General features: G+C 40.2%; 14 protein-coding genes. 2 read left to right on the forward strand and 12 right to left on the reverse strand.

Going from position 1 to position 12,041, the window contains the following annotated elements; genetic code table 11:
* Positions 1–44 precede the first annotated feature (44 nt).
* From madM to mdcA, 9 genes are read right to left on the reverse strand one after another with little or no spacing between them, the layout of a single operon-like run.
* Entirely contained in the window at positions 45–809 is a 765-nt protein-coding gene (gene madM, locus ACG916_RS17005; RefSeq protein ID WP_336954119.1) for a malonate transporter subunit MadM, read from the reverse strand.
* On the reverse strand, positions 802–1,218 hold the full coding sequence (gene madL / locus ACG916_RS17010) for a malonate transporter subunit MadL (protein ID WP_336954121.1): 417 nt from the start codon (positions 1,216–1,218) through the stop codon (positions 802–804). The genes madM and madL overlap by 8 nt, the downstream gene beginning before the upstream one ends.
* A 55-nt stretch (positions 1,219–1,273) precedes the next feature.
* Positions 1,274–2,206, reverse strand: a complete 933-nt coding sequence (gene mdcH / locus ACG916_RS17015) for a malonate decarboxylase subunit epsilon (protein ID WP_419328783.1) — start codon at positions 2,204–2,206, stop codon at positions 1,274–1,276.
* Positions 2,207–2,215: 9 nt separating this feature from the next.
* Positions 2,216–2,815 (reverse strand): malonate decarboxylase holo-ACP synthase, encoded by a 600-nt coding sequence (locus ACG916_RS17020; RefSeq protein WP_336954124.1) that lies wholly within the window; start codon positions 2,813–2,815, stop codon positions 2,216–2,218.
* The gene (gene mdcE / locus ACG916_RS17025; protein WP_336954125.1) at positions 2,815–3,645 is read right to left on the reverse strand and encodes a biotin-independent malonate decarboxylase subunit gamma; all 831 of its coding nucleotides are present in this window, start codon (positions 3,643–3,645) and stop codon (positions 2,815–2,817) included. The genes ACG916_RS17020 and mdcE overlap by 1 nt, the downstream gene beginning before the upstream one ends.
* Positions 3,642–4,493, reverse strand: coding sequence for a biotin-independent malonate decarboxylase subunit beta (locus ACG916_RS17030; protein ID WP_336954127.1), 852 nt, complete (start codon positions 4,491–4,493; stop codon positions 3,642–3,644). The genes mdcE and ACG916_RS17030 overlap by 4 nt, the downstream gene beginning before the upstream one ends.
* Positions 4,486–4,785, reverse strand: coding sequence for a malonate decarboxylase subunit delta (locus tag ACG916_RS17035; protein ID WP_419328785.1), 300 nt, complete (start codon positions 4,783–4,785; stop codon positions 4,486–4,488). Before ACG916_RS17035 ends, ACG916_RS17030 begins: the two co-directional genes overlap by 8 nt.
* Positions 4,785–5,663 carry a triphosphoribosyl-dephospho-CoA synthase gene (locus ACG916_RS17040; RefSeq protein WP_419328787.1) on the reverse strand — a complete coding sequence of 293 codons (879 nt, stop codon included), beginning with the start codon at positions 5,661–5,663 and terminating at the stop codon, positions 4,785–4,787. The genes ACG916_RS17035 and ACG916_RS17040 overlap by 1 nt, the downstream gene beginning before the upstream one ends.
* Positions 5,663–7,342, reverse strand: a complete 1,680-nt coding sequence (mdcA, locus tag ACG916_RS17045; protein ID WP_336954130.1) for a malonate decarboxylase subunit alpha — start codon at positions 7,340–7,342, stop codon at positions 5,663–5,665. Before mdcA ends, ACG916_RS17040 begins: the two co-directional genes overlap by 1 nt.
* Positions 7,343–7,690: 348 nt before the next feature.
* Between mdcA and ACG916_RS17050 the strand changes: the two genes are divergently transcribed.
* Complete coding sequence (locus tag ACG916_RS17050) at positions 7,691–8,623, forward strand: IS5 family transposase (RefSeq protein WP_419328790.1); 933 nt, start codon at positions 7,691–7,693, stop codon at positions 8,621–8,623.
* A gap of 204 nt (positions 8,624–8,827) precedes the next feature.
* Here ACG916_RS17050 and ACG916_RS17055 read toward each other — a convergent pair whose 3' ends face one another.
* Positions 8,828–9,439 carry a TetR/AcrR family transcriptional regulator gene (locus ACG916_RS17055; protein WP_336954135.1) on the reverse strand — a complete coding sequence of 204 codons (612 nt, stop codon included), beginning with the start codon at positions 9,437–9,439 and terminating at the stop codon, positions 8,828–8,830.
* A gap of 80 nt (positions 9,440–9,519) precedes the next feature.
* On the opposite strand from ACG916_RS17055, the gene ACG916_RS17060 reads away from it, so the two are divergent.
* Positions 9,520–10,248 (forward strand): hypothetical protein, encoded by a 729-nt coding sequence (locus ACG916_RS17060; protein ID WP_419328791.1) that lies wholly within the window; start codon positions 9,520–9,522, stop codon positions 10,246–10,248.
* A gap of 659 nt (positions 10,249–10,907) precedes the next feature.
* Here ACG916_RS17060 and ACG916_RS17065 read toward each other — a convergent pair.
* Entirely contained in the window at positions 10,908–11,525 is a 618-nt protein-coding gene (locus ACG916_RS17065; protein WP_419330656.1) for an ABC transporter permease subunit, read from the reverse strand.
* Between the two features lie 23 nt (positions 11,526–11,548).
* Positions 11,549–12,040, reverse strand: a complete 492-nt coding sequence (locus tag ACG916_RS17070) for an ABC transporter permease subunit (protein WP_419330657.1) — start codon at positions 12,038–12,040, stop codon at positions 11,549–11,551.
* Position 12,041 lies beyond the last annotated feature (1 nt).

Raw genomic sequence — 12,041 nt, forward strand, 5'->3', positions numbered from 1 at the left:
ACCTTGTCAGGAGAATTGCCTTTTTTAATTTTACACGGTGGATTTTAGCCGACCAGTAGTTTGACACATAAGTATAGAATTGTAGGTCCCATCAAACAACCTAATCCTGTATGAAAAGTTGCAGTTAATGCACCATATGGAACTAAACGGCGATCTGTTGCTGCCAAACCTGCGGATACACCACTCACAGTTCCTGCAAGGCCACCAAAAATCATAGCAGAACGAGGATTATCTAAGCCCATAAATTTGGCAGTCATTGGAGTAGACACCATCACACAAATTGCTTTAACCAAGCCTGTCGCAATAGATAAAGCCATCACTTCTGAACTTGCACCAATTGCAGCCCCCGTAACAGGACCAACAATATAAGTCACTGCACCTGCACCAATGGTAGTGATACTGACTGCATCACGATAACCAAATAACCATGCAAAAATACACCCTACGATAAATGGTAAAATCGTGCCTAAAAATAGTGCGAGGACACCAATAAAGCCTGCTTTCTTTGCTTCTGATGCTTGCACTTCAAATGCAGTCGCAACAATTGCAAAATCACGCAGCATTGCCCCCCCCATCAAACCAACACCTGCAAATAATGCAATATCGGTGATACCCTTTTGACCGCCTGTGACACTACCACCGACATAAGCCAGAATTAAACCAATCACAATTGCGATTGCAGATGCATGTACTCGCCCTTTGGTCAAATATTTAGAAAGCTTTGTAGAGAGCCACATAATCAATGCGACTAGAGCAAATGCAGTGACTAATCCAAGATGAGTTAAACCGCTTAAAATCGTTTCAGCCATGAGCTTTGCCTCCTAACTCTGCCAAATTAAACTCTTCTTCTTTTGGAAGAGGCTCACCTTTTTTATAATGACTCAGACCTGCAATTGTGAGGGTGCAAACGATAACAGTGGCGACGGCAGCAAAAATTGCCATATGCCCACTTGAAACTGCTGAAATCACATTTTGTTGTGCTGCCATTGCAACCACAATCGGGATATACATGGTTCCCCAAAATACCACCCCTTTTTCAGTTTCTATGGTCATTAGACCACGCTTATCCATCCATATACGAATAAAAATAAGTAAAATCATGGCAATACCAACACCACCAACATTAGATTTTACGCCAAATAATACGCCCAACATATCACCTACAACGACACCAACCAGTGTACAGAGTGCAAGCAAACCAACTCCATATATAATCATGATAAATTCCTTGTTTCCTTTGACATTTTTGTCCGTTCACTGCTTTAAATTTTGACTAAAACGTGTGAGCGCGTTCCTTTTGCATTTCAACGATTAACGTATCTAAACGTGTTCCTTGAAAAGACATGACGGTTCCATCTGTAAATATTTTTTTTGCCAAACCTGTCAGCACAGTTCCTGGCCATGCTTCGATTTGTAAGCGTACTCCTCTTTCCCATGCAGATTGAACGGTACTTTCCCAATCAATCATTCTGCTCATGTTAAATGTGATGTCATCGATAATTTGGTCCTGATGCACCAGTAGCCGTGCAGTCGTCCCACTTAAATAACGAATTTTTGGTGAACCTGTGCTGATTTTTTTAACCTCAGCATCAAGAGCTTCAGCTTGGTTCTTTAATAGCTCACAATGCGATGGGACTGCTACGCTCAGCTTTTTGCTCAACACACCCTTTTGGCGTGCGATGTCAGCGACATGTTGCATCGCAATGTCTACTCCTGAAATCACGATCTGGTTTACAGAGTTGATATTGGCAACAAATACATCTTGTTGATCTTGCTGCACCTCCTTTACCCACTCGCTTACACTGGCTTTATTCGCCCCAATCAATGCCATCATTCCATATCCTGTCGGATATGCGTCTTGCATTAGGGTTGCCCGGCGAGCAACCAGCTTTAGACCATCTTCAAAACTGAGTACTTCCGCAACTGTAGCTGCGGCCCACGCACCAATTGAGAGTCCAGCAACATAATCAGGTTTGAGTTGCTGTTCAGACAATAAATGTCCACTGACCACACCCGCGATATAAAGACAAAGTTGTACTGCATAAGTCGACTGTAAAGCTGCTTGCTGATCTAGAAGCAACACATCCTGACCCAAAATATCTGATGCACGCTCAAGATATTGATGCACCGACTTTATCTGAGGTAGGTCATGTAACATGTTGGGCTTTTGCGCACCTTGCCCCGGAAACACCCAAATCGAACTCATTGACTTGCCTTATCCTTGCCAAGGGTTATTGACTAAAACAGCACCTTGGTTGCGTTTGAGTAGGACCTTCCCTGTTGCTCTCACCCAATCTTTTAATGCCACACCACCTAAAGGCGTTTGTAACTGAACATCCAAGGGCAAACCCGTCAGTTGCAATTGTTGCCATATTTTCAAAGCTCGCGCTTTAGTCAAATCTTTAGGCGTACGAATCAGTACATCGAGATCGCTCTGTGCAGTCACAGTTTTACGCCCCGTGGCTAACTCGAACCCCATACTGCCCGTGTAGCCCCATGGCAACAAAAGCACGTTCATCTGCATTTGTAAGTGCAGAATTTGCATTGCCCAATGCGGAAATTGCGAAACTCCCAACTTACAAAGTTGTTCAGGCTTTATGCATTTTTCAATTTGCTGCTCAGGCATCATCAAAGCATAACGTTGGGATTTTTGCCGCCCCCGAACCCCAACAGGAATCATCCCTGATACACAAACTGCACGACGAACTACTACAGGATCGCCACTTTGAATCACATGACTCACCCAATCTGGCACATCCAAAGGAAGATATTGCTCTGTCAGTCCCCAGAGGAGATCATGTGCCTGTGGCTGCATTAGATCGACCACTGTGCACGCATTAACTCACGTACACGCTTTGACATTTGTCTATTTTCACCATTCAAACGTTGCTCTAGCCCAGTCGAGTTTTGCTGTTGAATGTCAGTGATTGCTTGTGTGATCACCTGTTTTACATGGGTCAGATCATTTGCTGTAGGCTGATCCGCATTTTCAACATCAAGACATGCTGTCAACAATCCTAGCGTGGCATAGCTTTGAATGTCATACGCCATTGGTGGAATACTGGCTGCCAATTTTTCTAACTCTTCTACAGTCCGAAGTGTGACACGAGCTGCCGACTCTTTACCCATGGCATGAACCATGACACCATCATCATGGAGTGCAAAAATACGATTGGCTTGATAACCATGAGCTAAAAATGCCCCTGACATGGATTTGCCCACTAACAAGCTGATCACAGGATGTCGTGCTAGCCGAGCACGCGCATAACTATCTACTGCACCGGCAAGGGCTTGATGTATGCCGAATAACTCTTCACGTCGTCCATAGGCCTGACTTGGTACATCAACAATTGCAACAATCGCGCGTTTCTGAGTGGTATGCTGATCTACTTGTATCACCTCATCTACCGCTTTTGCCAAAGTCCAACCTTCCAATAAACCGACTTCGCCTGCACGTGCGCGAGGGAATTGGTTCTCCGTATTTGCAACTACTACAATCAAACGAGTAGGCTGATCACCCAATAGACCATCAGCCACCCAAACAGATTTGCTATATTGTGTTTGTTGCTGAAAACCTTCACTCAGTGCAATAAACCAGTGTTCACCTCGAAGAGAGGCTTTCACTGAACGAACATCCATATTCATACCTGTTCTCCTCGATATGTATCCAGTACATTTTGTGGGGTTGCTTGTTGTTCCGTTGCAAGCTGCTGAAGTTTTGGCAAATAGAACGCATAGTTTGAACTACGATGAAGTTGCGGAATGCCTTGTTCCAAATAGTCGATAATGTGTTGCTTAATCTGCTCACGATCATCTTCGAGGAAAGCATCAGCTAAACCTGTTTCTACTCGCTGTTCGCCACCAGTAATACTCCAAATAAATGGGCGATCTTTTGAATCGTACTCGTTCACACCAGCTTCTTGCTCAATGACTTGTGGACCATTCAATCCCAAGCGACCTTCTTGAGTCATGATCAAATAACTACACAATGCAGCGGCAATTGACATTCCGCCAAAACATCCAACACTCCCAGCTATGATGGCAACAACAGGTTGATACTGTCTTAACGCAACAATAGCGGCTTGAATTTCGGCGATTGCAGCAAGCCCAAGATTGGCTTCTTGCAAACGAACACCACCTGTTTCCAATAACAAAATAGCTGCAGTTGGAATACCCTTTTGATTGTCTTCAACAGCAAGTTCAAGCGCACTCGCAATTTTTGCTCCACCGACTTCACCTAAGCTTCCCCCCTGAAAACCACCTTCAATTGCCACAACAACCACAGGACGATTTTCTAAATAGCCTTTCGCAACCACTACACCATCATCTGCTTGCGGTACAATATTTTGTTGGATCAGCCACGGTGACATCACTCTTGAAAAGGGATCAAGTAACTCTCGAAAGGTTCCCTGATCAAGTAAAGCTTTAGCACGTTCTCGTGCACCTAGTTCGATAAAGCTTTGCTTGTTCAGTAAGATTTCTAAATTAGCCACAGTTCACCTCCTCAAAAGCTTGCTCTAAACGTAAACGTACAACCCCTGGTGTTGCGCCAAAATCATGGATCTCAATATGTACTGCTGGCGGAGTTTGCTCTGTAAACATACGTTCAAATACATTTTTCCAGCGTTGTTCACTGCCATCGACTGAAGTTGTCACTGCGATTGAAAGTTTTCCTGCCAGATTAGGTTCCATTAAAATTTCAAGGTCTCCTGAACCCACACAGCCCACCAATACCTGCTTATCTGGTGCTGAGCCAGCAACAAATTCAAATTTGAGTATTTCCATTACGTTCCTTCCTCATTAAGATTATGCTCAACCCAATCCAAAAATAAGGTTGCTGCAAGTAAATCTGCTGCTCCACCTGGCGAAGCACGAAGTCGCATTAAATCCATTTCTAAAAAATTCAGCGCAGATTGCCCTGCAACAGTTGCATATCCGCCACAACGAAGTACATAACGTGCACCTTTTTGCATACGGTTTAGCCCAATTCGCCCTGCACGGTACAGTACACAGGTATCGTCCAAAATGCTCATCAAAGCCAATAAGGCATCAACTCGAGCAGCAAGCTCGTTACCAGAAATCTTTCGACTGTAGTGAAGTTGAGGTAATGCATGCTCGACAATCGCAGGAAAACCCTCTTGTGCTTGAGCTTTAGCTCCTTTTATACCGAGTTTTTGCTGTACCTGTTGCCCATGGCTTGACTGTTGTAGAGGAATCAACCTATCTTCTAATTTTGCAATTTTTCCAGCAACCTTACATAAATCATAAGCATAAAGAGAATAGTGATTATGTATTGCTAGCGCTGTCGCCGTGACCAAAAGCCCCAAAGCCCAAATTGCACCACGATGCGTATTTACACCGTATGTGGTTTCGAGCATTGCTACTTCACCAGCGCGTCCTATTGCACCAATCACTTCTCGTAAAGTCTGCAAACAGTCAGCATGTAGAAATGCAGCTTGTGCCATTTGTAAAAACATAGGTCTTAAGCTATACGCAGATTGCTCCATCAACACTAGGCTTAAGTCATCATGTGCTCCGCTACCACGTCGATCAACCAACGCAGGCTTCGGCGTTAAATTAACTTCGGCAATCAATGCATTTACAGCTAAATCTGCCAACAATGCACATTGTTGTTGTGAGTATGATTGAACATAGGCATTCATTACCAACTCCTGAATTTTGCAGGCGGTTGATATAAACCATCTGACCAAGTGACTAAATCAGCAATATTTTTAGCGGCCAATAACTCACGTGTGGCATCAGTACGACGAATACCTAAATCTTCTGGAAATGCAACCAGTCCTTCTCGTCTTAAGCGTTCCGTAGTTTTTGGATTATGATTGAGGCCAATATCAGTCACTCCTGCAACGGCGGCAATCATGTCTTGACGTTCTTGTAAACTGCTGGCTTTGTATAGGTACGCAATACCATCTTCAGTCAACAAATGGGTAACGTCATCTCCATAAATCATAATTGGAGCGAGTGGCATTCCTGCTTTTTTCGCAACATCCACAGCATCAAGCGTATTTACAAAAGTAGGTTTGCCACCTTCTTGAAAGGTTTCCACCATTTGTACCACCAACTTTTTACCACGTGCCAAAAAGGTATCAGTCTCATTTACCTGAGTAGGACGCATATCCATCCATGCGGGTGTGGCATGTCGACGACCCCGCGGATCATGTCCCATATTCGGTGCACCACCAAAACCAGCTAAGCGTCCTTTGGTAACTGTAGAAGAATGTCCAGAACCATCAACTTGTAAAGTTGCACCAATAAATAAATCTACTGCATATTGTCCCGCAAGCTGGCACATCATCCTGTTGGACCTTAATGAGCCATCACGACCTGTAAAAAATATATCTGGACGAGCAGCAACATATTTTTCCATCCCTAACTCAGTACCAAAGCAATGCACACTTTCCACCCAACCTGTTTCGATAGCAGGAATGAGTGTAGGATGCGGATTGAGTGTCCAATTTCGACAGATTTTGCCTTTTAGTCCCAATGACTCACCATAAGTTGGTAGAATCAATTCAATCGCAGCCGTGTTAAACCCGATACCATGATTGAGTGATTGCACATTGTGGCGTTCGTAAATTCCCCGAATCGCCATCATTGCCATTAATATATGCACAGGCTTAATATGTTTGGGATCACGTGTAAACAAGGGTTCAATATAAAATGGCTTATCCGCAACCACGACAAAGTCAACCCACGATGCTGGAATATCTACCCGTGGTAAATCCTGTACGTCATCAACCAATTCATTGACTTGAACAATAACAATGCCATCACTAAACGCAGCAGGTTCGATTAAAGCAGGTGAATCCTCAGTACTTGGGCCTGTATAAATATTGCCATGGCGATCAGCCATAAAGCCTGCTGACAATACAACATTGGGAATTAAATCAACCAATAACCGCGAATAGAGTTCGATATAAGTATGAATGGCGCCGACTTCTAATAAACCATCTTCGATTAACTGGCTGATGCGTAAACTCTGTGTCCCAGCAAATGAAAAATCCAGTTTTCGGGCAATCCTTTTTTCAAATAAATCTAGATGCTCTGGACGCCCAACACTGGGCATGATCATATGTAAGTCATACAAAACCGAAGCATTGGTTTGTGCCAGTGAACGTGATAAAAAATCAGCTTGTTTTTGATTGTTCCCTTCAAGAACGACACGATCGCCTGGCGTAATCAAAGTTTCCAAGACCTTGATAATGTCCTGTGTAGGTATAACCACCCCATCGGTATATTTACGTGCCATATCAACTTTGAGTTGTTTTGCGTGTCGACGTGTATTCCAGACACGTTCTTTGTTTTGAACTGATCCTTCCATGTGACTTATCCTGATGTTGTATTTTGCTTTGAATCTATAAAAGCTTTTTCTTAGATTTTGATCAATCAACCTCAATAAGAGTTCATTAACTTTAAGTTAATATAAAAACATCAAAAATAGACTCAATACTCATGACTTAATTTCGAAGTTTGAAACAGCCCATTTATTTTATTTTTTATAAAAGTATTTTAATTCAACCTATTTATTCAGAATAAAGTACTTATTTAAGTATTTATTTTTCAAAGATTTTTTAATAATTTTAGCCACATACTTTTTTTATTTTTAATTTCAAGGGGCTTTGTTGCACAAACCTATCTCTAAAGGCTGATTCCACACTATAATTTTCAAATGAATAAGCCTCGCCCTAAAGTTTACCGTACTCTTAATTGGTCTTCATACAACCGAGCTCTCATTAATCGTGGAAATATTGCCATTTGGTTTGATCCAAATACTCAGTGGTATGAACAACCGCATGGCAAACAAGCTCGAAATCAAACCTATTCAGATACAGCAATACAATGTTGTTTAATGATTAAATCATTATTCCGTCTGTCTTTACGTATGGTCACTGGCTTTGTTCAAAGTCTCATTCAACTTTTTGGCTTGGATTGGGCAGCACCAGATTACTCCACCCTTTGTAGAAGACAAAAGCATATTGATATTTCGATTTGCTATCAAAGAAGTAGTGGTGGACTCCATCTATTCATTGACTCTACTGGTTTGAAATTTTTAGGTGAAGGTGAGTGGAAACGTAAGAAACATCAGCTTGAATATCGTCGACAATGGCGTAAATTACATATTGGTATCGATGCTGAAACCCTGCAAATACATGCAGTTCAGCTCACTACAAACAACGTCAGTGATTCCCAGGTACTCGGTGATTTACTTAATCAGATTCCACCAGCTGAACCAATTGATTCCGTTTATACTGATGGAGCTTATGATACGAAACAATGTCGAGAAGTGATTTCCGATCAGCAAGCTCATACAGTAATCCCCCCCAGAAAAAATGCTAAACCTTGGAAAGATACAAAGATTAGCTCGTTAGAACGCAATGAACTGCTTCGAACAGTTAAACATTTGGGTAGGACTATATGGAAAAACTGGTCTGGCTATCATCGCCGAAGTTTGGTTGAAACCAAGATGCATTGCGTCAAATTATTAGGGGATAAACTGACTGCAAGACATTTTCAAAGTCAGGTCAATGAGATTCATGCACGTGTAGCAGTATTATATAAATTCACGGATTTAGGAAGACCTCATACCCGAGTTGTATCTTAAATTTAGATAACTTAGGGGAACTTTAATTTTAAATCTTTGTGCAACAAAGCCACCGTAGACTCATAGAATCAAACCACTTAAATACGAAACGTATCGTATCATTAAACCCTAAAAAGGATTTATTTGCTATTCAATATTTTAAGATGTAATTAGCAGACAGATATCTTTACATTATTCTGTTTTAAAAGCATCAATCACAATGATTTATCTATTTTTTTTAAATATTAATATAGCTCTCTGTGCGATTAACTCTATATCCTCATCTGAAACAGAATCACCAATGATTACAACTCTATAAAATAGTGGAGAAGCAGCCCATTCAAAAAACTCCCTTACTTGAGTTGTTTCAGCGAGTTCGCCTCTTTGAATCGCTCGATCAATTAATGGTGTTGCAAGCAAGAAACGTTCATCCCAGAACTGTTTTCTAGCATTTATAATATTTTCATCCCTTTGATTTAAAAGTGCACGTAAAATATTCAATGTAAACGGTGTACTTATAGTTGAGGCAATCATTTTTAGAAATATATTCAAATCATCAATTAGGCATCCTGTATCAGGTAAAGCCATGTCTACTTTCAAGCGTGTCAAAACAACGTCTAAAATAAGATCCACTTTAGTGGGCCATCTACGATAAATTGTTGTTTTATTTACATTTGCTAATTTTGCAATATCTGGAATTTCGATTTCTTCAAAGTTAGTTTGTTGAAGAAGAATATAAGTTGCGTCATGTATAGCCAAAACCAGCCTTTCAGCTCGACCACCTGGTCGACTTTGTTTAATTACTTTTGATTCCGAACTAGAAGCATGACCATCCATCTAAAATTTCTCCAAATATATTTACCCCAAACCATAAAGCAACTATAGTTGCTTTATGGTTTATTAAAGGGAATCTTCTTATGCATTCTAACATTCATGTCTATATTAACGACCAAAAAGTAGCGAATGAAGACATCATAAAATGGGAAACGAAAAGAGCTAATATCGTTTTAAAAAAATTAGGATCTAAGCCTTTAAGTCAGAATATTATGTCTTTAAGACATCAATTACTTGAACGAAAGGTTGAGCTTGGTCAAAAGAGAATCAAAAAAATTCTGAAGAATGAACTTATGCTTTCTGATCAATTTGCAAAATTGACAGCTTGGCTATCTTTTGGTCTAAGACGTTATAGCATTACAGAAATATTTGTTGAAAATGCACAAGCAGAACAATTTGTTGAATGGTTTGAACAATGCGGTAAAACAAATAATGAAACTGCTATGCTTGCAGGTACCCCAGATCATTACGTCATCGCAACAAATAAAGACCTTCAGGAAGTTATAGAAACTAATGGTGGTTCACCTTTAGTAGCAAAGTTCTATATTGATTATGAAGATTTATCGAGCCTACGTTCTGAAATTGATCCATCATTTCCCTTACAAATTGCAGGTGTCGCTAGATCATCGGATGGTCTTGCAATAGGCGGTGTTAGACATCAATTCCGTAATGAAAAAAATGGATTTAGAGCAAGATTAACTGTTGAGTATCCATTACTTATTCTTCCATCAATCATTTCCGGTCATCAAATGCATTTAGCAGATGAATTTTCTAATTGGATTTGTGCTGCATTTAGTTGGGACTTTCAATAGCAAATAAAAGTGTTTTCTTGCCTATTAAAAAATAAATGTACGACGATATATTTTACTTCTAAGTTTAGGTATCTTATCTAATACCAGATTCAGAAAATTCAAATGAATATATTAATGCCATTGTTGTTGATCCAGAGACAGGCAAGGCTTACCAAGGTAAAGCTCAGTTCAGATGGCAACAAGTTGACATTAATAGGTTATATTGGAATTTCGCTACTTGAACGAGAATAAACGTGGATTAGGCTTAAAGACTGAAAAAAGAGCATTACCTACTTTTTTTAGTTTTTAAATATTCAATCTGATGTTTTTAGGATAATAATGGATTAATAAAGCACTCCTAAATGACATTGATTGCCGGTATTTAAAAAGGCCTTTAACTCTACTTAGCTTCACTGAAAGCTCAAGCCCTGCTCCTCTCCCCGTCAATTTCTTATCCAAGTAAATTTAACTTGGTGTGTTGAAAGAAATAAATCGTAATAAAAATATAGATCGAGGCTAATTACCTCCATCTATATTTATGTTTAATTTAAAACCTGAACTGATTGCTGCAACTCTTTCTGGATTTTCTGAAAATGGTTAAGGGCATACTTCTACTGCTGTTATTTAAACATCAATCCGTAACCCTTGAAATATGATATTCAATCTCAAGGGTCTATTGCTTAAGCTTTATTTTTTGTATAAACGTCAATCAGTACTGCACCGAGCAATACCAATCCTTTAATAACTTGTTGATAGTCAACGCCAATTCCCAAGATCGACATACCATTGTTCATAACACCCATAATAAATGCGCCAATGACTACTGCAAAGACCTTACCAACACCACCAGAAGCTGACGCACCACCAATGAAACAGGCTGCGATAACGTCTAATTCAAAACCATAACCACCCGATGGCGTTGCACTATTCAAACGAGCTGCAAAAAGAAGTCCTGCAAATGCAGCCAATATACCCATATTTACAAAGGAAAAGAAAATGACACGTTCTGCATTAATCCCAGAAAGTTTCGCAGCTTTTGCATTACCACCAACCGCATAAATACGACGACCTATTGTCGTTCTATTCATAATAAAAGTGTATAACGCAACCAGAATGCCCATAATAATCAAAACGGTTGGCATACCACGAGAAGATGCTAACAAATAAGAAAAAACTATAATGACTGCACTTAATACCAAGTTCTTCACTACAAACATGCCCATCGAACCATTATCAATACCATGCTGTACAGCTTGTTTACGCTGATGTAATTCGATCACAAAAAAAGCCACACTCACGACAACACCCAAAAGTAGAGATGTCACATGCAGACTTTCAAGACCAAAGAAATCAGGAATAAACCCCTAAAAACTAACATGCCTGCTAATGTCACAATAAATGAGGGAACTGCCCAATATGCAACCCAATAGCCTTGAATTGCTCCAATGACAGCACCAGCAAGAATACATAAGATCATTGCAGGGATAAAAGACATTTCATGTGTGACCATTAAACTGGCAGCCATCGCTCCAGTAAATCCAACCACAGAGCCAACAGAAAGATCAATTTGTCCACACACAATCACCATGAGCATACCTAATGCCATGATGACAATATAACCATTTTGCAAAATCAAATTTGTTAAGTTTAACGGTTGTAATAAAACGTTATTTGTCGCGATCTGGAAAAATACTACAATAATCAGCAAGGCACATAATAAACCGTACTCCCGTAAACCCTGTGCCAATATATTCGTATTATTTTTTTTACTTCCAGAACTAATAGTAGGATTAGAAATGTCCGTATTGCTCATG

It is taken from the genome of Acinetobacter legionensis, assembly GCF_048552295.1.
Classification (GTDB): Bacteria; Pseudomonadota; Gammaproteobacteria; order Pseudomonadales; family Moraxellaceae; genus Acinetobacter.

Bases quoted from the DNA above. Each gene is read 5' to 3' on its own strand.
- madM (WP_336954119.1), bottom strand. From the start codon at position 809: ATGGCTGAAACGATTTTAAGCGGTTTAACTCATCTTGGATTAGTCACT.
- madL (WP_336954121.1), bottom strand. From the start codon at position 1,218: ATGATTATATATGGAGTTGGTTTGCTTGCACTCTGTACACTGGTTGGT.
- mdcH (WP_419328783.1), bottom strand. From the start codon at position 2,206: ATGAGTTCGATTTGGGTGTTTCCGGGGCAAGGTGCGCAAAAGCCCAAC.
- ACG916_RS17020 (WP_336954124.1), bottom strand. From the start codon at position 2,815: ATGCAGCCACAGGCACATGATCTCCTCTGGGGACTGACAGAGCAATAT.
- mdcE (WP_336954125.1), bottom strand. From the start codon at position 3,645: ATGAATATGGATGTTCGTTCAGTGAAAGCCTCTCTTCGAGGTGAACAC.
- ACG916_RS17035 (WP_419328785.1), bottom strand. From the start codon at position 4,785: ATGGAAATACTCAAATTTGAATTTGTTGCTGGCTCAGCACCAGATAAG.
- ACG916_RS17040 (WP_419328787.1), bottom strand. From the start codon at position 5,663: ATGAATGCCTATGTTCAATCATACTCACAACAACAATGTGCATTGTTG.
- mdcA (WP_336954130.1), bottom strand. From the start codon at position 7,342: ATGGAAGGATCAGTTCAAAACAAAGAACGTGTCTGGAATACACGTCGA.
- ACG916_RS17050 (WP_419328790.1), top strand. From the start codon at position 7,691: ATGAATAAGCCTCGCCCTAAAGTTTACCGTACTCTTAATTGGTCTTCA.
- ACG916_RS17055 (WP_336954135.1), bottom strand. From the start codon at position 9,439: ATGGATGGTCATGCTTCTAGTTCGGAATCAAAAGTAATTAAACAAAGT.
- ACG916_RS17060 (WP_419328791.1), top strand. From the start codon at position 9,520: ATGCATTCTAACATTCATGTCTATATTAACGACCAAAAAGTAGCGAAT.
- ACG916_RS17070 (WP_419330657.1), bottom strand. From the start codon at position 12,040: ATGAGCAATACGGACATTTCTAATCCTACTATTAGTTCTGGAAGTAAA.